The following is a 22,903-nucleotide window of genomic DNA, read 5'->3' on the forward strand; positions in this document are numbered from 1 at the left end:
TTTTTCTCCGTGTGTCGAGGAGCTAAGCTCACCCGACTGGGTCACAAATATTGTTTTTACTGAAATTTGGGAATATCTAATCCCCCTAAATCCCCCTTTATAAAGGGGGACTTTCTCCCCTCTTTCTCAAAGAGGGGTTGGGGGAGATTTTTTAGTCACCATTTTTCAGTTCAATGTTGATACCTAAAGAACGGATCTCTTTGGTCAATACGTTGAACGATTCAGGCATACCCGGATCCATATAATGGTTACCATCTACAATGTTCTTGTAGATGCGTGTACGGCCTTCGACGTCATCCGACTTCACAGTAAGCATTTCTTGGAGCGTATATGCAGCACCGTATGCTTCAAGTGCCCATACTTCCATCTCACCGAAACGCTGACCACCGAATTGTGCTTTACCACCAAGCGGCTGTTGAGTCACAAGTGAGTAAGAACCCGTTGAACGCGCATGCATCTTGTCATCAACCAAGTGGTTCAATTTGAGCATGTACATGTAACCTACAGTTACAGGACGGTCAAACTGTTCACCTGTACGTCCGTCAAACAATACCGTTTGACCAGTACGTGAGATATCAGCAAGTTCAAGTAGGTCTTTGATCTGGCTTTCTTCAGCACCATCAAATACAGGTGTTGCTAATGGAACACCAGCACGTAAGTTACCTGAAAGCGCCAAGATTTCTGCATCAGTCAAGCTATCAAGCTCTTCCTGCTCACCGCCAACCTTGTTATAAATCTTGTCTAAGAATTCACGCAGTTCAATCACTGTACGTTGTTCTTTCAACATTTTTTCGATTTTATCGCCAAGACCTTTCGCCGCCATACCCAAGTGAGTCTCAAGAATCTGACCCACGTTCATACGTGACGGTACACCCAGTGGGTTCAATACGATGTCGACTGGTACGCCATTCGCATCATGTGGCATGTCTTCAACCGGTAAGATGTTTGATACAACACCCTTGTTACCGTGACGACCCGCCATCTTATCACCAGGCTGGATACGACGTTTCACCGCAAGGTAAACCTTAACAACTTTCAATACGCCCGTTGTTAATTCATCACCTGTAGAAAGTTTACGCTTCTTCTCAGCAAACTTCTCGTCAATCTCGTAGCTCTTCTCTTTCAAGAACACTTGAATCTGAGTTAAACGTTCAGCAATTGCTTCATCATTTGGCTGGATTTCAAGTAAATCAACAAGCTCTAAGCCAGACAATACATCTTCTGAAAGTTTATCGCCGCGTTTGGTTGAACCGCCACCGTTAGATTCTTGACCTTTCAACAAACGAACAATACGTTCACGTGCTGCTTCTTCGAAGATTTTGTATTCTTCTTTCAAGTCTTTACGGTATGCATCAAGCTGAGCTTTTTCAATTGCTTGTGCACGTTCATCTTTCTCCAAGCCATCACGTGTGAAGACTTGAACGTCGATAACCGTACCTTTAGTACCAGACGGAACACGTAAAGATGAATCTTTTACGTCAGCCGCTTTTTCACCAAAGATTGCGCGCAGTAATTTTTCTTCAGGTGTCAACTGAGTTTCACCTTTAGGCGTTACCTTACCAACAAGGATGTCACCCGCAGTTACTTCAGCACCGATGTAAACAATCCCAGACTCATCCAGTTTAGACAGTGCAGCTTCACCGACGTTGGGAATATCGGCAGTAATTTCTTCTGCGCCTAACTTGGTATCACGTGCTACACATGACAATTCCTGAATGTGAATCGAGGTTAAACGGTCTTCTTGAAGTACACGCTCAGAAAGTAAGATCGAGTCTTCATAGTTATAACCATTCCAGGTCATGAACGCGACGCGCATGTTTTGACCCAGCGCAAGTTCACCCATATCTGTCGATGGACCGTCAGCCAAGATATCACCACGAGCAACTTTGTCGCCCAAGTTCACGATGACATTCTGGTTAATACATGTATTCTGGTTTGAACGTGTATATTTGATCAGGTTATAGATATCTACACCTGCTTCACCCGCAATCATTTCATCTTCGTTGACACGAATAACGATACGAGATGCATCAACATATTCAATCGCACCACCACGGTTTGCGATCACACACACACCAGAGTCGCGTGCTACGTTTGCTTCCATACCTGTACCAACAAGCGGCTTGTCAGCACGTAAGGTAGGAACAGCCTGACGTTGCATGTTTGAACCCATCAATGCACGGTTCGCATCATCGTGTTCAAGGAATGGAATCAATGACGCTGCGACAGATACGACCTGTTGCGCAGAAACGTCCATATGGGTTACGCGCTCAGGCGACATACGAACGAAGTCACCTTGATGACGTACAGAAACCATCTCTTCAGTCAACATACCATCTTTATCAACTGCAGAATCGGCCTGTGCAATGACAGTACCTACTTCTTCAATTGCAGATAAGTATTCAACTTCATCAGTCACACGGCCATCAACAACTTTACGGTAAGGTGTTTCCAAGAAACCGAAGTCATTCGCTTTAGCATAGACAGAAAGCGAGTTGATCAAACCAATGTTTGGACCTTCAGGTGTTTCAATTGGACAAACACGACCATAGTGAGTTTGATGTACGTCACGTACTTCGAAGCCCGCGCGTTCACGTGTCAAACCACCAGGACCAAGCGCAGATACACGACGTTTGTGTGTAATCTCAGACAATGGATTGTTTTGGTCCATGAACTGAGACAACTGGCTTGAACCAAAGAACTCTTTGATTGCAGCAGCAACTGGTTTCGCATTGATCAAATCTTGTGGAGACAAGTTATCTGTTTCTGCTTGGCTTAAACGTTCTTTAACAGCACGTTCAACACGGACTAAACCAACACGGAATTGGTTTTCTGTCATTTCGCCTACAGAACGTACACGACGGTTACCCAAGTGATCGATATCATCGACTTCACCTTTACCGTTACGAATCTCAACCAATGTACGCAATACATCGATGATATCGTCATGCGATAAAATACCTTCAACTTCACGTGACTTCTGATCAGTACCCACTTCGTAAGGACGACCCAAACGACGGTTGAACTTCATACGACCGACTGGAGACAGGTCATAACGCTCAGAAGAGAAGAACAAGTTGTTGAATAAGTTTTCAGCAGCTTCTTTCGTTGGTGGCTCACCTGGACGCATCACTTTATAGATTTCGACAAGCGCTTCTTCACGGCCTGTCGTTGTATCTGCGCGCAAGGTATCTGCAACGAAAGAACCACGATCGATGTCATTGGTGAACAGGATGTTAAACTGCTTCACACCACCTTCAGCCAACTTCACCATAATTTCATGGCTAAGTACGGTATTGGCAGGAATCACATCACCACTTTTCAGTGTAATGTCTTCAGCTGTAATACGCTCATACAAATACTCATCAGGTACAGAAAGCTTGGCTAAGTTAGCCGCTTCCATTTGACGTACGTGACGTGCATTAATACGTTTACCTTGTTCTACGATTGTTTTGCCATCGTTATCCAAGATATCAAATTGCGCCATCTCGCCACGTAAGCGATCTGGAACCAAGTCAATTTGATAACTACCCATATCAAGATATACAGGTACTTTTTCATAGAACAAATTCAAGATTTGTTCATTGCTATAATTCAAGGCACGTAAAATTACCGTTGCAAGCAACTTACGACGACGGTCAATACGTACGAAAACTAAATCTTTGGCATCAAATTCAAAGTCTAACCATGAACCACGGTAAGGAATAATACGTGCTGAATACAACACTTTACCGCTTGAGTGGGTTTTACCCTTGTCATGGTCAAAGAATACGCCTGGCGAACGGTGTAATTGAGATACGATTACACGCTCAGTACCGTTAATAACGAATGTACCGTTATCGGTCATGAGTGGCATTTCACCCATGTAAACTTCTTGTTCACGAACGTCTTTAATTGATTTCGTTTCACGATCTTTGATGATCAAACGAATTTTTACGCGCATTGGTGCCGCATAAGTTGAACCACGTAAAATACATTCACGTACGTCAAACTCAGGCTTACCAAGGCTATACTCAACAAATTCTAAAGCAGCATTGCCAGAATAACTTTCAATAGGAAAAACTGAACGAAATGCGGCTTGGAGACCGATATCTTCGCGATTTTTTGGTGTTTTACCGCCTTGTAAGAATGTACGGTACGAATCGACCTGAATCGAAAGTAAGTACGGTGCTTCCATTACGTGGGGCAATTTACCAAAATTCTTACGGATCCGTTTCTTTTCGGTATATGAGTATGCCATCTGGAGTCCTCGGAAAGTAAACTAAGCCCGCCTGCAGAACGGGCTTAGAAGGAATTACGCAGGCCGATATGGCCACCACTGTTTACAAATGCTGCAATTTTTAGTGGTATTAAAACGCTTAACAATATTTTTATAAGCAAAAAAATATTGGTAAGCGTTTGATTTTGCTAAATTTGCTCAAATAACACGCGTATTATATGCAAAACTAACAAAAAACGAGCCGATTATTGTAACGCAAAAAGGCTGATGACCCAAGAGCCATCAGCCATTTTTTGGAGCCGATTTTGAAAAAATCGACTCCCTACAGAATTACTTAAGTGTAACTGTAGCACCAGCTTCTTCAAGCTTCTTCTTAAGTTCTTCGCCTTCTTCTTTAGAAACGCCTTCTTTAAGAACTGCAGGAGCGCCTTCAACAAGATCTTTAGCTTCTTTAAGACCAAGACCAGTAGCTTCACGAACTGCTTTAATTACAGCAACTTTGTTAGCACCGAAAGAAGTCAACTCAACGTTGAATTCAGTTTGTTCTTCAGCAGCAGCGCCAGCGCCTGGAGCAGCAGCAACAGCTACAGCAGCAGCAGATACGTTAAATTTTTCTTCGAAAGCAGAAATTAATTCAACAAGTTCAAGAACTGTTTTTTCAGCAACTGCGTTTAAGATTTCTTCGTTAGTTAAAGCCATGAGAGTAACTCCAAATGGGTATTGAATGGTGTGAAAGTAGATTTAAGCTTAAGCAGCTTCTGATCCGTTTTTCTCTTGAAGCGCTGTAAGTAAGCGACCCAATTTCGAAATCGGAGCTTGAAGAACAGAGGCAAGCATAGTAAGCGCTTTTTCTTGGTTCGGAAGGTTTGCAATAACGCTAACGTCAGCACCTTGATAAAGTTTGCCTTCAAATGCAGCAGCCTTTAATTCAAATGCTTTGTTAGTTTTCGCAAATTCTTCGAACAAGCGTGCAGCTGCACCCATGTCATCTTCAGAAGTTGAGAATGCTAAGATTGTTGGACCAACAAGGTCATCATTCAAGATCGCGAATGGCGTATCTTGAAGCGCACGTTTAGCCAAAGTATTACGTACAACACGTGTAGCAACACCTAACTTACGAGCTTCAACGCGAAGAGCAGTTAATTGCTCAACTGTTAAACCTTGGTAGTCAGCAACAACGGCAGCGAACGCAGTAGAAGCAACTTCAGTTACTTCTGCAACGATCTGTTTTTTGTCTTCGATAAGAAGAGCCATCGTAAAACCTCCTAACGGTGATTTATGCACTCTTACGAGTGCACTCCCAATTCGTAAGTCGTATTCGGACTTACACGCGGAGGAGGAACAAATCACACCACCGCGTCTACTCAGGCTGGTCAATTAAGAAAAACATTCGAAAATGTTTCTCGCCTGAGGTCTTTGACGCTGATAAATATTCATTTATCAATTCAAAGTTTGCCTAAGTTTGCAAGTCGTCCGAAACCGGTTTTCTTGCGTAATATTTGAAGCAATGCTTCAAATATTACTCAGGGCTTTAAAATTCTGTCTAATTACTTAGATACGTTGCTTACGTCAACGATCAAACCAGGACCCATAGTTGAGCTCAAAGTGATCTTTTTAACGTATACACCTTTAGAAGTTGCAGGTTTCAACTTTTTCAAGTCTGCAATTAAAGTTTCAACGTTTTGACGTACAGCTTCTTCGCTAAAGCCAAGTTGGCCAATCGCAGCGTGGATAATACCCGCTTTGTCTACACGGTAACGTGCTTGACCAGATTTAGCATTCTTAACCGCGTTAGCAACGTCAGGCGTTACTGTACCCACTTTCGGGTTTGGCATTAAGCCACGTGGACCAAGAATTGTACCAAGCTTACCAACAACGCGCATTGCATCAGGAGCAGCAATCACCACGTCGAAATCAAGGTTTCCACCTTGAATGCTTTCAGCAAGGTCGTCAAAACCAACGATATCAGCACCAGCAGCTTTCGCAGCTTCTGCAGCAGCGCCTTGAGCAAATACAGCTACACGTACAGTTTTACCAGTACCTGCAGGTAAAGTCGTCGCGCCACGAACAACCTGATCAGATTTACGTGGATCTACGCCAAGGTTTACAGCGATATCTAAAGATTCTTTGAACTTCGCAGCTGGAAGGCTGTTAAGAACTTGAACTGCTTCTTCCAAAGTGTAAACTTTGTTTGCTTCAACAGCAGCAGCAATGGCTTTTTGACGTTTAGTTAACTTTGCCATGTCTTATAGCTCCACTTCCAAGCCCATAGAACGTGCAGAACCAGCGATGGTACGTACACGAGCGTCTAAATCAGCACCAGTTAAGTCTGGTTCTTTAGTAGTCGCAATTTCTTCTAATTGAGCACGAGTCAACTTACCAACTTTAGTTTTGTTAGGTACAGAAGAACCCTTTTGAATACCAGCAGCTTTCTTAAGAAGAATAGATGCAGGTGGAGTTTTCATGATGAAAGTGAACGACTTATCGTTGTACACAGTGATCACGACAGGAATTGGCAAACCAACTTCAAGTTTTTGTGTAGCAGCATTGAATTCTTTACAGAATGCCATGATGTTTACACCACGTTGACCTAAAGCAGGACCAATTGGTGGAGATGGATTTGCTTTACCAGCTGGAACTTGCAGCTTGATATAGCCGTCAATCTTCTTAGCCATTGAAAATTACCTCTGGGTACAGACGCCGTTAGGCTCCCCAAAAATTAAACAACACCGAAGTGTTAGAACAACAATGCCCGATCAGATCGGGCGCTTATCAACCTAGACAGGTTAAATCGTTTTTTCGACTTGGCGAAACTCGAGTTCAACCTGAGTTGGTCGATTAAATACATTAATCGTCAACGTTAAACGTGACTTATCGTACTGAACTTCCTCCACGACTCCTTTAAAGTCAGTGAACGGACCATCAATCACGAGCAATTCTTCACCAGGCTCAAACATCGTCTTAGGACGAGGTGCTTCACCTGTATTACGTACACGTGCAAGAATCGCATCAGCTTCACGTTGTGAAATCGGTGCTGGTTTTTCTGGTGTACCACCGATAAAACCAAGAACCTTTGGACACTCTTTCACGATATGCCAAGTATCATCATTCATTTCCATCTCGACTAATACATAGCCAGGAAAGAATTTACGTTCAGACTTACGCTTCTTACCATCCTTCATTTCCACCACTTCTTCAGTAGGGACGAGGACTTCACCAAAACTATCAGCAACAGTGCTGCGCTGGATTCGGTCATTAAGTGAACGCATCACTTGTTTTTCAAAACCTGAATAGGCATGAATAATATACCAACGTTTCATCGCACTCTTACCCGATAATTAACTTAATAAACCAACCTAACCCGTAATCAAAACACCATAAAACCAATGATGCAATGAGTACAACCAAAAGCACTTGCCACGATGTCGTGATCGTCTCTTGTTTTGTTGGCCAGGTCACTCGACGCAGTTCAATTCGCGCATCTTGCAACAAACGCACAAAGCCTTTGCCTTGATGGGTGGCGTATAATAAACCTAAAGCGACAACGACACAAGCCAAAATTACCCCAACGCGCACCCAAACATCATTTGCAGGTGCCCAATAGGCCGGTAAATGCTGATTTACCAATGCGGCGCCGACCAACAAAACGATAGCAATCAACCACATGACCAGATCAAGTGGGGAGCCAGAGTTTACAACTTCAGCGGCATTATTTCTTTGAGGGATTGGCGCGTCGCTTAATGCGTCACGCGATTTATCATTCGACATTTTTTTACTCGTCGTAGAATTCGCGACTTATTATATGACAACTCAGCCAGAATTAAGCTTTTTTATAAAAAAAAAGTGGCAGGCCAGGAGGGACTCGAACCCCCAACATTCGGTTTTGGAGACCGACGCTCTACCAATTGAACTACTAGCCTATTATGCAAATCGAAAGCCGAAGCTTCCGATTTGAGTGTAACACAGTCTTGGACTTATGCAGTTACTTTAGCAACAACACCAGCACCTACAGTACGACCACCTTCACGGATCGCAAAACGTAGACCTGGGTCCATTGCAATCGGGTGAATTAATTCTACTGACATTTCTACGTTGTCACCAGGCATAACCATTTCAACGCCATCTTGTAATTTGATCGCGCCAGTTACGTCAGTTGTACGGAAGTAGAACTGTGGACGGTAACCGTTAAGGAATGGAGTGTGACGACCACCTTCTTCTTTAGAAAGTACGTATACTTCTGCATCGAATTTAGTGTGCGGCTTGATTGTACCTGGTTTAGCAAGTACTTGACCACGTTGTACGTCTTCACGCTTAGTACCACGAAGTAAGATACCACAGTTCTCACCAGCACGGCCTTCGTCAAGAAGTTTACGGAACATCTCAACGCCAGTTACAGTTGTCTTAACCGTATCTTTGATACCTACGATTTCAACTTCTTCACCAACTTTTACGATACCCGCTTCTACACGACCAGTTACTACTGTACCACGGCCTGAGATTGAGAATACATCTTCGATTGGCATCAAGAATGCTTTATCGATAGCACGCTCTGGTTCTGGGATGTAAGAGTCAAGCGCTTCAACAAGAGCAAGAACTGATGATTCGCCATATTGACCAGCATCACCATTAAGCGCTGCAAGTGCTGAACCACGGATAACTGGAGTGTCATCACCTGGGAAGTCATAAGTAGATAGAAGTTCACGAACTTCCATTTCTACCAATTCAAGCAATTCTTCATCATCAACAAGGTCACACTTGTTCAAGAATACGATGATGTAAGGTACACCAACCTGACGTGAAAGAAGGATGTGTTCACGAGTTTGTGGCATTGGACCATCAGTCGCAGCACATACAAGGATCGCGCCGTCCATCTGAGCAGCACCAGTAATCATGTTTTTAACATAATCGGCGTGACCCGGGCAGTCTACGTGAGCGTAGTGACGGATTGGAGAATCGTATTCTACGTGTGATGTATTAATTGTAATACCACGTGCTTTTTCTTCAGGAGCTGAGTCGATTTGTGAGTAATCTTTCGCTTCACCGCCGTAAGTTTTTGCACAGATAGTTGCAATCGCAGCAGTTAAAGTTGTTTTACCATGGTCAACGTGACCAATTGTACCCACGTTTACGTGTGGTTTATTACGTTCAAACTTAGCCTTAGCCATTTTGATTTTCCTCGTTTACGTCGACGCCAGTTTAGAGAAAAACAACCCTGAAAAACCTTCTTTATCGACATTCGCCTAAAAAACTAGACACCTAATACTTGAAAAGCAGACTATAATAGCCTGCTTCTTTAAAATGTTGTGGAAATTCCACTAAGCTGTATATCTGGAGCTCTTATCGAGATTTGAACTCGAGACCTCTCCCTTACCAAGGGAGTGCTCTACCACTGAGCTATAAGAGCGACATCTTCGATGGAGCGGGAGACGAGGATCGAACTCGCGACATGCAGCTTGGAAGGCTGCCACTCTACCAACTGAGTTACTCCCGCATGTTGGTACTGACCACTTCTATCGAAGTTAAATGGTGGTGAGAGAAGGATTCGAACCTTCGAAACTTTCGTAGCAGAGTTACAGTCTGCCCCCTTTGGCCGCTCGGGAATCTCACCACATCACACTTACACAGTGCTGTTCTTTTACTCTATACTACCACACTTTTAAGATGGTGCCGGCACACGGATTCGAACTGTGGACCTACTGATTACAAGTCAGTTGCTCTACCAACTGAGCTATGCCGGCGCTTTCTAAGTGTTTCGTACGTTTCGTATCGGAACGGTGTGCAGTTTAGCAAAACTCTGAATCGATGCAAGTGCTTTTTTTAAAAAAACTGCTAAAAACTCATAAAATCAATCCGTTTGACGATAATTCAACCGCTTTGATCACTGCGCGAGCTTTTATTTGGGTTTCATTCCACTCAGATTCAGGATTTGAGTCTGCAACCAACCCTGCTCCAGCCTGCACGTAGACCTTTTGATCACGAATAACACAGGTACGAATCGCGATCGACATATCCATTTCGCCATGCCAGCCTAAATATCCAACGGCCCCACCAAATACACCACGTTTTACTGGCTCAACCTCATCAATAATTTCCATGGCCCGAATTTTTGGTGCACCCGAAAGTGTTCCCGCCGGGAAAGTAGCTTTAAATACATCTAAAGCATCTACATCATCCCGAACTTCACCTTGTACGTTGGAGACAATATGCATGACGTGTGAATAACGCTCGATTACCATGCGGTCAGTGACTTGGACTTTACCAATTTTAGAGACACGTCCAACATCATTGCGCCCCAGATCAATCAGCATCAGATGTTCTGCAATCTCTTTTTCATCTGCCAGTAAATCTTGTTCTAAGGCAAGATCCTCTTCCTTGGTCTTGCCACGTGGTCGTGTTCCCGCCAACGGGCGAACCGTTGCAATGCCATTTTCCAAGCGAGACAGAATCTCTGGCGAAGAGCCGACAATATGGAATGGCTTTTGATCTGTCAGGGTTTGCCCCTGTACAAGAAATAAATATGGCGATGGATTTAAATGCCGCAACGCACGATACACCTGTAGCGCCTCACCATCAAAGTCAGACACCATACGCTGGCCAGGCACCACCTGCATCACATCCCCTGCACGGATATATTCTTTGACCTTTTCAACGGTTTCAAGAAATTTTGTTTTGCCTGTAATGGACTCAAAATGCGGTGCTGTGTGCGGTTTTGCCTGCAAACTCACAGGTGTTGCCAATAATTGCTCCAGTTGATCCAGCTTTTGCTGGGCTTGAGCATAGGCATCAGGCTGATTGGCATCGGCATGATGAATGAGAAATAAAGTATCTTTTAAATTATCAAACACAATCACAGTTTGAGAGAGCATTAACCAAAGATCTGGCAGCGTTACAGGATCAGCAGCAGGCACGTTTTTCAGTTTTGGCTCAATATAACGTACAGCGTCATAGCCTAAATAACCCACCAATCCTCCAGTAAAGCTTGGTAAATCAGGCAACTCAACTTGATTAGGGACTTTAAACTGGCTTTGAAACTCACGGATATAGTCAAAGGGATCAGCACAATCCTGCTGAATCACGGTGCCATCCGCCTGTTGTATGGTGAGTACCCCTGCATTACAGGAAAAAACGGTAGACTCACCCAAACCGATCATGGAATAGCGCGCCCAGTTTTCTCCCCCTTCAACCGACTCAAATAGATAGGCTTGCTTGTGGTGTTTAAAACGTGCAAAAACAGAAAGTGGCGTTTCAGTATCGGCCAAACGTTGGCGATAAACAGGAATGGTGTTATAGCCTGTAGCTTTTAATTGTTCAAACTGTATTAAGGTGGTCATGAATCTTCTCTATGGTTTTTAATTTCTGTGCGTTTTTTCTTTAGTGCTGTCTCAAGCCCGCCATCGAAAAACCATAATCATCTTCATGCTTGTCTCCTTACTAAATCTTCTTCTATCAATTCTGCCAAACTATCGACCACTTGCTGCGGCTGACAGTCATAGATGCTTTCTCCATGATTATAGCCATAGCTGACCACAATACAATCAATACCTGCACGTCTGGCGGCTTCAACATCATTACTTGAATCCCCAATCATCAGTGTTGCTGTTGTGGTGGTCTTCTGTGCCTGCACACAGTGTAGCAATGGCAATGGATGTGGTTTACGTTCAGCCAGACTATCTCCCCCTATCACCATTTTAAAATACGGACTCAAAGCCAAGAGATCAAGAATCCCTTTTGCCAGCTGTTCAGGCTTATTGGTTACACAGGCCATCGCAATATCATGCTTTTGACAATAATCTAAAAATGGTAAAACCCCCTCATATATTTGCGTATTGACACAGAGCTCCTGCGCATAAACAGCAACAAATGTACTGAGGAGTTGCTCTTGCTGTTGAGCCTCGACTTGTCCAAACTGATGTTCTAGCACAGCCTCACACAGTTTGGCTGCACCTTTTCCCACCCAATCCCGAACTTGAACCTCTGTCACCTTCGCCAAACCCAGTTTTTCTAAACTCAGGTTCATAGAGCGATATAAATCAGCAGCGGAATCGACAAGTGTTCCGTCTAAATCAAATAAAATAAGACTACGGTGTTGTAACTGTGCAACAGACATCCTTTAAACCCCAGAAATGAAAAAGGCACACCCAGGAGGGCATGCCTTGATTGTAAAAGCTTCGCCCAATTATTTAAAGAATAGCCAGGCAATCACCGCTAAAATGATCAATACAATAATAGAAATGAGGCCAACCGAAGCATTCTTCTGCTGCTCTTTTTCCTCAGTCACACGCGAAACAGGTGCTTCAATCGGCACAGGTTGTGGTGTTGGTACGGCCTGTACATTGATTCCTTCAGGGATTGGTGCTGGCTTTGGAATCGCCACTTGCTGCGGCATTCCATCACGCGTGATCGGCGTCTCGACTGCACGTTCAGCAATACTTGGCATACCCTGATCCGTAGAATTTGACGCTACAGGTTCAATCTCGATTTCCGGCAATTCAGCTTCAGATACTGCTGGCGCAAGTACTGAAAAGACAAAACTGGCAAACTGCAGAATATCGCCATCGTGTAGCTCAGTTTCCTGTTCAACACGCGTATCATTAATAAATGTACCATTCGACGAGTTCAGGTCTTGTACCCATAACTGCTGATCTTTCAGCAATAACGCCGCATGGCGACGCGAAATATCTGCTGACTGTAGCAAAATATCCGCATCTTGATGTCTGCCCACCAACATGTCACGTTCGACACTCAGTTCTTGCCCCGTAAATTCACCTGTAATGGCTTGCAATTTCCAAGTCATAGATGCATATCCTTATATAATTTCTTGCAATCATAACATTGTGACATAAGCGCTTCTGTGCATCTACTGTGAAGAGGCGGGTCGGATCGTCGTTGTGGTCACGGTATTTTTACTGCGCTCGGTTTCCTTGACTGGTAATTGCACTGTTCGCTGTTGCACTTGGGGTGCTTCAACAGCAACTGGTGTGGTCACCACCACCGCTTTACCCTGCGTCGCAGTTGGAACCTTTTGATAAGGAGAATTGACCACAGGTGCTTGTCGATTATAAATATCTTCAACATTCTCTGGTAACTTGGCAAAATTACCATTCTTATCCATTGAAAGCTGCAAACTATAGAGTTGATTATAACGTTGTTGCGAAATACGACGCACATCATCAGCATCCCCCACAATTGAAGGGTGGATGAAAACCAAAAGATTACGTTTTACATTACTTCTTGTATTTGAACTAAATAGGCGACCCAAATAAGGAATATCCCCTAACAGTGGCAGGCTCTGGCGAGATTGTTCCGTATCATCCGAAATTAAACCACCCAAAACCACTGTTTGACCATGATCAGCCAACACTGAGGTTTTAATCGCACGTTTACTGGTCACCAAATCTGCAGCTTGACCTTTATTGCTTTGAACATTGGAAACTTCTTGCTCAACCTCTAAACGTACAGATCCACCCTCACCAATATGTGGAATAACCTTTAAGGTCACCCCGACATCTTTACGTTCAACCGTCGTATAAGGGTTAACCGTACTGTTTCCTGTCGTTGCCACGGAACCCGTCACAAAGGGAACATTTTGACCAACAACAATATAGGCTTCTTCATTATCCATGGTCACAATCGATGGAGAAGACAATAGGTTGGACTTAGTATTGGTCTTTAAGGCTTGAATCAAGGCGCCGTATGCACGTCGCGGATTACTAAAGTCACCGACCGCAAAACTTGCGCCACTCCCAGTGCCCCCATTCGTGCTTCCAAGCACGCCTGCTGCACCTGCTGCCCCACCGGTTAAATAACCAGCGGCAATTTTAGACAGGCTTGCACCTACATTGCTAAAACTGAGTAAACCAATGCCGCTACTCAGGTCACCCAAAGCCCACTGCACACCGAGTTGATCCGCATCATCACCCGTCACTTCCATAATTGCAGCTTCGATTAATACCTGCTGACGACGCGTATCTAATTGCTGAATTGCCGCATCGATTTCCCGCATCAACTGCGGATCAGCTTTGACCACCAAAGCATTTTGTGCAGGATCTGCAATAATACTCACGCCACCTTGATTAAAACTGGTAATACTTGAGTTTTGGCTATTGTTGGAATTGCTGTTTAAGTTAATTGACGGGGTAGAAACCGATGAACCTGTTGATGAACTGGAATTCTGATTATTCGACATCAGATTACTCACCGAATTCGGTCGATTGGTACTATTTGATGTAGATGACGAAGATGCAGATTGTCCTGTTACTAAACCTTGTAAAATCTCGGCTAAGTTTTTTGCACTCGCATATTTCAAACGATAAACTTTAAGACCACCCAACCGATCTGCGGAGGGTACATCCAGCATTTCAATCATTTGACGCAAACGTTTCCGTGAGTCTGGGTCACCTTTGATCAGAATCCGATTGGTTCGATTATCAGCAATAATCCGCACCCGCGAGCCAATAAAGTCTTTCGATGCGCCCGTTGCACTCATGGTCTCCAACAAGCCAATAATTTCTTCTGCTTGACTCGACTGCAAACTAATCGCTTCAATATCATATTGACCCGTACCATCCAGATTACGCACGATATTTTCAAGCTGATAGATATTGGTTGCGCGATCAGAAACAATTAAAGCATTGGTTCCCGCAACCGCCGCCAAATGTGCAAATTGTGGCATTAATGGGCGTAAAGCGGGAATCAGGTCATTCGGATTGGTATTTTGCAACCAGATCACCCGAGTCACAATTTGATCACCACCGGCACGACTGCGTGCATCGTAAGGAATCCCCGAGTTCTTCGCATTACTGTCTGGTACCAGCTTAACCGTGTTCCCTGAAGGGAGTGCCACCACACCATTAACATTGAGCACGCCTAAAAATAGGTCATACACTTCATCTTTATTCAGCGGCTTGTTGGAAATAACCGTTACATTGCCACGTACACGTGGGTCAACCGCAAAGTTCTTGCCTGTAATATCCGCAACTTCATTAATGAATGCGGTTAAGTCTGCATCACGTAGATTGATCTTCCATGTTTGTGCTTGCACATGGGTACTCACTGTCGCAATCAAAGGTGCTGCGGCAAGTAATGCCCAAAGTGGACGTTGATGATTTAAAACAGCCATAACCTGCACTTATTCCTAACTGATGTGTGACGTATGATCACTAAAAACTTTGTTGTATGGTCATCACTTGATCACCACGTTTTATTTCTATTTTGGCATGCCCTTCACGACGTACTTGCTCTAATAATTGCACTTCGTTGAGTCCCTGCCCGACAGTTTGACCATTGATCGATAGAATACGATCACCAGCACGCAAACCCAAGGTATTTTTTAAATTCGAAGGCGTCTTGTCTGATATTTCATAGCCATCGGCACCACCACCACTGACCCCCATATTTTTCAGATATTGCTCTCGATTATCTTGTATTTGTTGAATCGCCTGCCCAAGCGCAGATTGAGGAGAACTCTGGCTCTGTGGTGCTGGCGTAGGCGGAGGTGTTACACCATTACGATTATTCAGTACGGGTTCGACTGGTTGATATAAGCCTTTATCCAAGCCCTTAAATTTAACTTCTCGGGTTGCACCATTGCCTTGCTTCAAAACCACATGATCCCAGTACACTTCTGCCAGTTGATATGAAGTTGAACCCACTGTTTCTCCAACACGGTAGCGTTCAGCTGTATCATTCAACTTAATCACGGCAGAAGATAGGTAATTGGGTTGACCCAGCAATACACCTTGCAGTTCCAGATTGAGATTATCATCGGCTGAAGTTGCTGCAGGTTCATTAAATAAAGCAAAAGAACTGATATTAGGCACTTGGGCCTGCTGCGAGCCTAATTCAACCCGGTCAAATTGCATCGGTTGTGGTGGTGCAACCACCCACCAGAATAATGAAGCCAGCTTCCAGCACAGCCATAAAATCAATAATGCCAGAACCACGCCACCGAGCTTATCCAGTTTTTGCCAACGCAACTGTTGTATTTTTTCAGTGATTGCTTTCATCAGAAACCACCTTGCAACAAAGGTTGCCGCGAACTGATCACATAAGTGTCTAAGCCCGCCTTACCTTCATAAGATGGAATATTTAACAACATCCGCTGGGTCAGTTGTACATCCAGCATCAGGTTGGCGTCCAGGCTAAGATTCGCCATTTTCTGACTGCGTTGATCACGAACATCGATTTGTAATTGCCCATTATCACCTTTAAGGCTAGCCGCCAAGGAAGGCATATTCATCCGATCTTGACGCTGACCAAAAGTATAGGCCAACGCACCGCCTCCCCAATTCAATTGACCTTCTGCCGCGCTAAAGCCTTTTTCTTTTTGGTAATTCAATTGTACGTCTTTCAGCTGGATTGAGTTTTCAGGCCACTGCCAGTTGGCAAAATATTTTAGGGTTTCAGGCGAAATTTTTCCTTGCAGATCTTTAATCATGATTTTTTTGCCAAGACCATAAGCAAAAACGCCATTGAATTGGGTATTACCACTATGAATATCGAGATTTGCACCAACACGTAGTAAAAGTAAATCAAGCGGACGGGTTTTCCAGTGTACTGAACCACGCAATTGGCCACGTTGCCAGTCAGCTTGCCCCTGCCAGATGTTACCGCTGACATTATGTAATATTTGATTATCTTTTGAAAATTTCGCAATTAACCATGTTGCTGGAATTTGTAAAATAATAAAAATTAAAAATGCAAAAATGGCGAAAATCCACCATCTCCATTGCTTGGTTTTTTTCTTCATTCCACCCTTACCAACATACAAATATCATCCTTTTTGAGACAATTGCCCCCTGAATGACATTATGCATACTTTTTCAACATCGCCAATTCTCTCATATAAAAAAACCAAGCTTTTTAAGCCTGGCTTTTGATAAAGGATAAAGTCATCGTATGACAAAACGATGACTTTAAAACTTACTTAGATTAGGAAATCTTCAAGTTTTGCACCTTTTTCTAATTCTGCAACTAACCAGCGTGGTTGTTTACCACGACCAGTCCAAGTCTCTTCAGTATTGCTCTTATTACGGTAACGTGGCTCTACTGCTTTACGCGTTGTTTTCTTACGCTTTTGCTCACCCACTTCCAATAATTCTTCAACGCTATAACCAATCGCATCTGCAATCGCGATAATTTGATTATATGCATCTTCAATGGCTTGATCTTTTTTGCTTGCAATCAAAGCTTCTGCTTCTGCTTGTAAACGTTTTAAATCTTCTACAGATAAATCGCTAATATCTGGTTTCATTAGAACCACTCCAACTTAATAGGGGAAATATATCACTCAAAAAATAAAATGAATTTGAAATTCGATTCAATATTAATTTATAAATGATTAAATAATCAATATAAGAATAACCCACTTAATCGTATATACCGTACAAAATGGCATTTTATTTACAATAAAACAAAAAAGTGGTCTGCTATATAAAAACATATTTTATAAAATTGAAACAAAGCAGAGCAATCAACACGTTTTATATTAATTTAATCTTAATTTTATCTAAAAATTCTAATTTCATTAGCAAAAATCTAGTTCCATTCCACCCCTTTTACAAATGAGCAATTTGAACCTTATTATATAAATTTTCTATATAATCGAACAAAAGTAGACATAATCGTCTTTATAATAATTAATGAGATATTAGAGAATGCCCGACTCCTTGCTCTAATTCAATTATTCTCCGTCTGATTAGATCAGGAATATTCAGTTTTGTTGCTGTCACTTTATCTACACAAACCATAACAGCTTCACCCGTGGCTACTATTTGGTTTTGTGTTTCACTCCAGAGAACATAATGCATACGAAAAGCACTATTTCTGAGTTCTTCAATTCGCGCACCAATATGTAGCACATCTGGATAAAATACGGGTTTCAAATATTTACATTGACTGGATGCGACCACCGTCAATATCTCTAGATCAAAGATATTCAATGCCATTAAATAACTAATTCTCGCACTCTCCATATAACGATAATATTGCACGTTATTTACATGGCCAAAAGCATCCATATCCCCCCAAGCCACCGTTTGCTTATGGATAACCGGATAGACAGACAGTTCCTTCATTTTTACACTCATATCTTGAAATTAAGAAAATTCACATCATTTTCAAATATTAAATTTAACTGCTTGATCAAGTCCTGATTATCACCCAGCGTCGACTTGATTCTTAAATAGCTCATTAATATATTATCAGGATATAAGTTTAATAGTTGTTCCGCCTCTGCCTGACGCTGTGTCGCCATATAAATATGCCACTGTGCAAAGGTCAGCATTGGCACGCTGGTATAGCGCTGCTCCAGCTGAATAATACGTTGTTCAACATAACTATAATCGGGAATCTGCTTTAACAATTGTTGCTGGAACCAAAGATAAAACACCTCAGGATCAAATTGATCCTGCAAGAGATGTAAAGCCAGATCTTCATGCTGCACACTCATTTCAGGCATACGGGCCAGTAATTTAAGCCAAAGTACCTTACTGCTATATGGGCGAGACTGGATCTCATCTTGTAAAACCAGATAACGTTGCTGTAATGCCGCAAGATCATCTACTGTAGCCTGATCAAATCGAATCAATAACTGCTGCAACCATAAATCACGATGTTCAGCATCGAGCAGGCCATATTGCGTGGTTTGTAGAAATAGCCATGGTTCTTGCAAAGCAAGTTTGCCCCATAATGCAGTAATACGCTGTTGATACGCTGTTTCAATTTCGATTAACCACGGCGAAAGTTGGTGCTGTGCAAGAAACTCCAAATGGGTCAGTGCTTTTTCAGTTTCTTTCTGCTCAAGAAAAATATCAATACGTTGCAGTTCAGCTAATTCAAATGCCATCGGCGCTGATTTTTCCAAGTTCTGCAAGGCAGCTTCATAATCACCATTTTTATAATCAAATTGCGCGTCAATAATATTGCTGAGTAATCCAGATTGAGTAAACACACGCTCAATAAAAACCTGCTGATCTTTTGCAGCCTCCAATAACCAGACGATGCCTAACTGCTCATATGGATGCAGGTCTTTAAAATGGAGAATGGTTTCTTTTTTCCGCTGTTCACGTGTCCAATATCGCTTGCTCATCAGCGCGATGAGTTGTGCCAATAAACTTATAAAAATCAATAAAGCGAGTAGCCCCAAGACATTACTTTGGAACTGCCATTCTCGCCAATAGATATAAACGTACCCACTGCCAAAGCCATAACTCAAGACTGAAAACAGCGCAAATAATACCAATCCAACAAGCAAATAAATCAACATTAACTGTTTCATAAGCAATTATCCCAACAAACCTAAGCTAGTTAATTTCGGTGTTGGTACAGCTTGCTGATTTAAGATTTTCTCTAAACGTAATTTTATTTGCTGGCTATTCTGATCAGGTAATTCAGCAAGTAACTGGATGACTTCTTGAACTGATTTCTGGTAGTCCGCAAATTGCCCCTGCTGCAATGCTTGTGATGCGAGTAACAACCGCAATTGAGCCTCTTTTAAGATAATTTTACGACTCATTAAATCTGGGGTAGAACGTTGTACTTTTTCCAACTTAAACCACTGCCACCATTCAGCACCTGCACTCTTTTCAATACGCACTTTCGGGTTTTGAATGTCTTGCTGAATCTTCTGATCCAGCTGTTGCAATAAATGATCCAGCTGTTGCTGCTGTTGAGTCCTGCTTAATACAAATTGCTGAATCGCCTGTTTATCCTGCTGAATCGCTTTAATCAAACTGTCTTGCAAGGCAGGAGAAACTGCATATTGCAGCACATGCTGCTGAACCTGATTTAACTGCTCCAAGGCATAAATAACTTGTTGCTGATCCAAGGCAAATCGAACCAGCTGCATCTGCTGTTTAATTAAAAGAATCGGAGAAATTCCCTCAACAGTCATCGGAGTAGAAGTTTTATCCGCAGGTTCAATTACATGATTATTTTGCAGTTGGCGTTGTAGCGCTACCAACTGATCATTTAATAAGGCATAGCGCTGTTCGGTTTGAGTCAATTGCTGTTGAAGCTGAGGAAGCGTTTGAGAATATTGTGCAACATCGTAACTGAGCTTAGCCAACCACAGTAAACTCAATCCTAATATTAGATAACCAATTTTTCTCATACATGTCCTTGCCAGTCACTCATGCGTTGAATGATCTCTGATGCGGATAAATTTTCAAGCTGAATAATGTTAAAGCTTTCCGTTGTGGCGGGTTGTGAACAACGTACCAACTGATCCAGACGTGCACCTAAAACCAAATAGATCCACTGGGCAGTCAGTTGATGCTGAGTACATAATTGCTGCCAATAGTTCCAGCTGGCTTCACTACTGATCAGCACAGCAACAGGTTGATTTAAACTTATTTTTTTTACAATTTCAGGAAATACTGCAACACTTTGCTTGGGACATTGCCGATGATAGAGCACAAAGTTCAGGATTTCGACACCTCGCTGCTGCAATTGTTGCATCATAAACTGTCGTCCACCCAAGCCACGCCAAAATGCGATTTTCTTTAAATCTGTTTGCTGTTTTAAAATTGGCAGATGCAACATCCCCTCTGAGGTTTCCGCCTCAGGTACCAAGCTCTGTAGCTCAAATCGAGCCAATGCCTGCGCGGTCGCTTGCCCAACCGCAATCCATTGAATATGTTTAAGCTGATCCAGTGCTATACCTGCTTGCTGTAAATAGCGCATCCCGATATCAACGGCTGTCGGACTCACCACAACAACCGCCTGAACATGGCTCAGCTCCAGATAAAGCTGTTGTAAAACATTGGAAAAAGGCTCAGCCACTAATTCCAGCAAAGGTAGGGCTTCGACCTGATACCCCGCTTGATCCAGCGCCTGGGTTAAAGCAGATGCACGCTGATCAGGTCGTGTATTGATAAACAGCATTAATACAGTGCTTTGAGCAATTCCCCTGCACCCTGCGCCAATAAGCGTTGTGCAAGTTGCTCACCCAATTGTTCAGCATCTGCTGCTGTACCGACCAATTGCTCTTTCAGCAAAGTCTTACCATCAACACTACCAACACGCCCTTCAATCTGTAATTGATCATGGACCAAAGTCGCATAACCTGCTATCGGGACTTGGCAGCCACCTTCTAGATAGGCATTAAAGGCACGTTCTGCACGGACACAGATCGACGTTTCTTCATGTTGTAAGGGCTGGATCAATTCTAATAGTGCTCCATCATCTGCACGGCATTCTAGGCCAAGTGCGCCTTGCCCCACCGCAGGCAAGCTCAATACGGGTGCTAAACAATGACGAATACGGTCAGCCAAACCTAAACGTTTTAGACCTGCGCTGGCTAAAATAATGGCATCGTATAAACCATCATCCAGCTTAGATAAACGCGTCCCCACATTACCGCGTAAATCGATAATTTCTAAATCTGGACGCTGCTGTAAAATCTGACATTTACGACGCAGGCTTGAAGTGCCAACCTTAGCTCCTTGCGGCAGCTCATCAAAATGCTGATAGCGATTGGAAACAAATGCATCCAACGGATCTTCTCGTTCACAGATCACAGCCAAAGTTAGTCCTTCTGGCAAGTGCATGGGTACATCTTTCATCGAATGCACCGCCAAATCCGCACGACCATCCAGCAAGGCAGCTTCTAGTTCTTTGACAAACAATCCCTTACCACCAATTTTTGCCAATGGTGTATCCAGAATCTTGTCACCCTGTGTCACAAACTTAACCAGCTCTACCGTTAAATCCGGATAAAGCGCATTTAAACGAGCGCGAATATGCTCAGCCTGCCACAATGCAAGCGGACTTTGGCGGGTGGCAATTTTTAAGGTTTTCATAAATTCAAGTGAGGTCTGGATCAAAGCAATTGCTCCCAACTTAACTTGCTCGCCTAAAATTGCAAGTAAAAAATCATAATGTGCTGATTCATTCACCGGAATAGCACGATTTACAATTGGTGCATACACTCTCTTAAACTTGGCAAATGGCGACGACTAACCGACAAGCGTTCTTCCAGTTCACGTAAACGTACCTGATACTGTCCTGCTGCAACCAGTTCCAAGCCTTCCAGATAATCAAGCGAGACCAACGCATTACGATGAATCCGAATAAAGCGATCTGCAAATTCATGCTCTAAATCTTTCAATGTTTCATCAATCAATACACTGCCATTTTTATGGCGCACAGTGACATATTTTTGGTCTGCTAAAAAGTAATAAACATTTTCCAATGGAATCAGTTCTACCCCGCGATAAGTTTTCGCAGCAATTTGATGGCGTTGAGCCTTGGTCTCGTACATATCGTCTTGTTGTTGTAAACCAGTCATTTGTGCTTGTGTAAGTTGGGTTAAATGATTAAACACCTGTTGTAAGTCTTGTAGTGCAACAGGTTTGAGCAAATATCCTTGTGCTTGAAATTTAAATGCTTCCAATGCATGTTGATCATATGCCGTACAAAAAATAATGGCAGGGCGAGGGTTGAGCTGACTGAGTTGTTCAGCGCATTCCAAACCATTCATGCCAGGCATTTGAATATCTAATAAAACGACATCAGGTGAGTCATTTTCAATATGATTTAGCACATCCTGACCATGATGCGCCGTCGCAATGACTTCATGTCCCATTTGGGTCACCAAACGTGACAACCGCTCTACTGCGAGAGGCTCATCATCAGCAATCAGAACTCTCATCCTCTTCTCCTTGTCACCGTTAACTTCATCCA

21 protein-coding genes and 5 tRNA genes are annotated in these 22,903 nt (G+C 43.0%); all 26 read right to left on the reverse strand.

Features of this window, described 5'->3' with window-relative positions; all coding sequences use genetic code 11:
* Window positions 1-151: 151 nt before the first annotated feature.
* Entirely contained in the window at window positions 152-4,240 is a 4,089-nt protein-coding gene (gene rpoB, locus NQU59_RS01875) for a DNA-directed RNA polymerase subunit beta (RefSeq protein WP_005240159.1), read from the reverse strand.
* Between the two features lie 309 nt (window positions 4,241-4,549).
* Window positions 4,550-4,918 carry a 50S ribosomal protein L7/L12 gene (gene rplL, locus NQU59_RS01880; RefSeq protein ID WP_005240161.1) on the reverse strand — a complete coding sequence of 123 codons (369 nt, stop codon included), beginning with the start codon at window positions 4,916-4,918 and terminating at the stop codon, window positions 4,550-4,552.
* A 48-nt stretch (window positions 4,919-4,966) separates the two neighbouring features.
* Window positions 4,967-5,473 carry a 50S ribosomal protein L10 gene (gene rplJ / locus NQU59_RS01885; protein WP_005240163.1) on the reverse strand — a complete coding sequence of 169 codons (507 nt, stop codon included), beginning with the start codon at window positions 5,471-5,473 and terminating at the stop codon, window positions 4,967-4,969.
* A 293-nt stretch (window positions 5,474-5,766) separates the two neighbouring features.
* The gene (rplA, locus tag NQU59_RS01890) at window positions 5,767-6,462 is read right to left on the reverse strand and encodes a 50S ribosomal protein L1 (RefSeq protein WP_004656290.1); all 696 of its coding nucleotides are present in this window, start codon (window positions 6,460-6,462) and stop codon (window positions 5,767-5,769) included.
* 3 nt (window positions 6,463-6,465) lie between these two features.
* Entirely contained in the window at window positions 6,466-6,894 is a 429-nt protein-coding gene (gene rplK, locus NQU59_RS01895; protein ID WP_004637639.1) for a 50S ribosomal protein L11, read from the reverse strand.
* A gap of 111 nt (window positions 6,895-7,005) precedes the next feature.
* Entirely contained in the window at window positions 7,006-7,539 is a 534-nt protein-coding gene (gene nusG, locus NQU59_RS01900; protein WP_004656291.1) for a transcription termination/antitermination protein NusG, read from the reverse strand.
* A gap of 7 nt (window positions 7,540-7,546) precedes the next feature.
* The gene (secE, locus tag NQU59_RS01905) at window positions 7,547-7,987 is read right to left on the reverse strand and encodes a preprotein translocase subunit SecE (RefSeq protein WP_005240165.1); all 441 of its coding nucleotides are present in this window, start codon (window positions 7,985-7,987) and stop codon (window positions 7,547-7,549) included.
* 76 nt (window positions 7,988-8,063) lie between these two features.
* A tRNA-Trp gene (locus NQU59_RS01910) sits at window positions 8,064-8,139 on the reverse strand.
* Between the two features lie 54 nt (window positions 8,140-8,193).
* On the reverse strand, window positions 8,194-9,384 hold the full coding sequence (tuf, locus tag NQU59_RS01915) for an elongation factor Tu (RefSeq protein ID WP_004655200.1): 1,191 nt from the start codon (window positions 9,382-9,384) through the stop codon (window positions 8,194-8,196).
* Between the two features lie 164 nt (window positions 9,385-9,548).
* A tRNA-Thr gene (locus tag NQU59_RS01920) sits at window positions 9,549-9,623 on the reverse strand.
* A gap of 11 nt (window positions 9,624-9,634) precedes the next feature.
* A tRNA-Gly gene (locus NQU59_RS01925) sits at window positions 9,635-9,710 on the reverse strand.
* A 33-nt stretch (window positions 9,711-9,743) separates the two neighbouring features.
* Window positions 9,744-9,827, reverse strand: a tRNA-Tyr gene (locus NQU59_RS01930).
* A 54-nt stretch (window positions 9,828-9,881) separates the two neighbouring features.
* Window positions 9,882-9,957, reverse strand: a tRNA-Thr gene (locus NQU59_RS01935).
* A 99-nt stretch (window positions 9,958-10,056) separates the two neighbouring features.
* Entirely contained in the window at window positions 10,057-11,550 is a 1,494-nt protein-coding gene (gene trpE, locus NQU59_RS01940; protein WP_257064755.1) for an anthranilate synthase component I, read from the reverse strand.
* 83 nt (window positions 11,551-11,633) lie between these two features.
* Complete coding sequence (locus tag NQU59_RS01945; RefSeq protein WP_257064758.1) at window positions 11,634-12,326, reverse strand: phosphoglycolate phosphatase; 693 nt, start codon at window positions 12,324-12,326, stop codon at window positions 11,634-11,636.
* Between the two features lie 69 nt (window positions 12,327-12,395).
* On the reverse strand, window positions 12,396-13,013 hold the full coding sequence (locus NQU59_RS01950) for an FHA domain-containing protein (protein ID WP_005240174.1): 618 nt from the start codon (window positions 13,011-13,013) through the stop codon (window positions 12,396-12,398).
* Between the two features lie 63 nt (window positions 13,014-13,076).
* Window positions 13,077-15,338: a type II secretion system secretin GspD gene (gene gspD / locus NQU59_RS01955; protein ID WP_257064760.1), complete on the reverse strand. Its 2,262-nt coding sequence runs from the start codon at window positions 15,336-15,338 to the stop codon at window positions 13,077-13,079.
* Window positions 15,339-15,378: 40 nt separating this feature from the next.
* A complete protein-coding gene (locus NQU59_RS01960; RefSeq protein WP_096911199.1) occupies window positions 15,379-16,224 on the reverse strand; it encodes a type II secretion system protein N in 846 nt (281 codons plus the stop codon).
* A complete protein-coding gene (gene gspN / locus NQU59_RS01965) occupies window positions 16,224-16,967 on the reverse strand; it encodes a type II secretion system protein N (RefSeq protein WP_096911200.1) in 744 nt (247 codons plus the stop codon). The genes NQU59_RS01960 and gspN overlap by 1 nt, the downstream gene beginning before the upstream one ends.
* A gap of 177 nt (window positions 16,968-17,144) precedes the next feature.
* Window positions 17,145-17,471 carry an H-NS histone family protein gene (locus tag NQU59_RS01970; protein ID WP_005240181.1) on the reverse strand — a complete coding sequence of 109 codons (327 nt, stop codon included), beginning with the start codon at window positions 17,469-17,471 and terminating at the stop codon, window positions 17,145-17,147.
* Window positions 17,472-17,856: 385 nt separating this feature from the next.
* Window positions 17,857-18,294: an acyl-CoA thioesterase gene (locus NQU59_RS01975; RefSeq protein ID WP_005240183.1), complete on the reverse strand. Its 438-nt coding sequence runs from the start codon at window positions 18,292-18,294 to the stop codon at window positions 17,857-17,859.
* 8 nt (window positions 18,295-18,302) lie between these two features.
* On the reverse strand, window positions 18,303-19,496 hold the full coding sequence (locus NQU59_RS01980) for a heme biosynthesis protein HemY (protein ID WP_257064761.1): 1,194 nt from the start codon (window positions 19,494-19,496) through the stop codon (window positions 18,303-18,305).
* A 6-nt stretch (window positions 19,497-19,502) separates the two neighbouring features.
* The gene (locus NQU59_RS01985; protein ID WP_257064762.1) at window positions 19,503-20,330 is read right to left on the reverse strand and encodes a hypothetical protein; all 828 of its coding nucleotides are present in this window, start codon (window positions 20,328-20,330) and stop codon (window positions 19,503-19,505) included.
* Window positions 20,327-21,103, reverse strand: coding sequence for a uroporphyrinogen-III synthase (locus NQU59_RS01990; protein WP_257064763.1), 777 nt, complete (start codon window positions 21,101-21,103; stop codon window positions 20,327-20,329). The genes NQU59_RS01985 and NQU59_RS01990 overlap by 4 nt, the downstream gene beginning before the upstream one ends.
* Window positions 21,103-22,020 (reverse strand): hydroxymethylbilane synthase, encoded by a 918-nt coding sequence (gene hemC / locus NQU59_RS01995; protein WP_257066108.1) that lies wholly within the window; start codon window positions 22,018-22,020, stop codon window positions 21,103-21,105. Before hemC ends, NQU59_RS01990 begins: the two co-directional genes overlap by 1 nt.
* 110 nt (window positions 22,021-22,130) lie before the next feature.
* Complete coding sequence (locus NQU59_RS02000) at window positions 22,131-22,871, reverse strand: LytR/AlgR family response regulator transcription factor (RefSeq protein ID WP_005240193.1); 741 nt, start codon at window positions 22,869-22,871, stop codon at window positions 22,131-22,133.
* Between the last annotated feature and the right edge of the window lie 32 nt (window positions 22,872-22,903).

Source organism: Acinetobacter colistiniresistens (assembly GCF_024582815.1).
In the GTDB taxonomy this organism is placed as follows: Bacteria; Pseudomonadota; Gammaproteobacteria; order Pseudomonadales; family Moraxellaceae; genus Acinetobacter.